The 1,026-nt window shown below is 59.5% G+C and carries 1 protein-coding gene; it reads right to left on the minus strand.

Annotated elements, in window-relative coordinates; all coding sequences use genetic code 11:
• Window positions 1-1,026: glucan biosynthesis protein D (locus AC1DRJ_RS29355; protein WP_477805212.1), on the minus strand; the 1,026-nt coding region annotated here is incomplete at both ends.

Genomic DNA, 1,026 nt, shown 5'->3' on the forward strand with positions numbered 1-1,026 from the left:
CAACCAGGTCTCACTCAACGTCCGCTCATTGGTACGAATGAACAACCGCAGCTCCACCGGTTCCACGCTGTCATTGGTCGGGAACCAGTCGAAGGTAATGCGGTAACCCTTGATGTCATCCAGCACCAATACGTTGAAGTCTTTCACCTGCCCGTTCGAGCACGTCACCACCGGTTCAATTCCGGCACCTTCCGGCAAGCGATCCAGACCGCCACCCGTGAAGTCCACGGCAAAGCGCCGCGCCCAGACTTGCGGGTAATGCTCACCCGGCGCCCAGCCCTCGGTGAAACCGCCCATGCCCGAACGCGTAGCATTGACTCGCGCGAGTGGCGTACCGACCGGTGGCAGCGCGCTCCAGTAGAGCTTGTAGCCGTAATTCAGGGAGTCCCCGGCCGCAACCGGTTTTTTCGGGGTCCAGAACGCGACGATGTTATCCAGCGTCTCGCCCGTTGTAGGAATTTCCAGCAGATCGATAGAGCCTTCGCCCCACGCGGTTGTAGGTTCTACCCACAGGCTTGGGCGCTTGCTGTACCAGTCGACAGTGTCTTGGTAACTGGCGAACTCATGATCGGTCTGTACCAGGCCGAAACCTTTCGGATCGGTGTCGGCGAAGGCATTGAATTGCAGTTTCGCCGGGTTGTTCAGCGGACGGCAGATCCACTCGCCATTACCGCGCCACATCGCCAGACGATCCGAGTCGTGTATCTGCGGATGAATGGTGTCGCACATGCGCCGCTCATGGGTGCCGCAGCTGAACATGCTKGTCATCGGCGCGATACCCAGTTGCTCGATGGCGGTACGCGCGTTGATATGAGCATCGACCCCCATGACGACCTGATTGGCCTGGCAATCGATGTCGAAACGGTAAGCGCCGGTGGCACTCGGCGAATCCAGCAGGGCATAGACCACAAAGCGAGTGCTGTCCTTATCCGGGGTCTCGAACCAGAACTTGGTGAAGTCCGGAAACTCCTCGCGCTTCTTGCCGTACGTATCAATCGCCAGCCCGCGGGCCGACAGACCGTACTG

Source organism: Pseudomonas sp. P5_B2 (assembly GCF_056400445.1).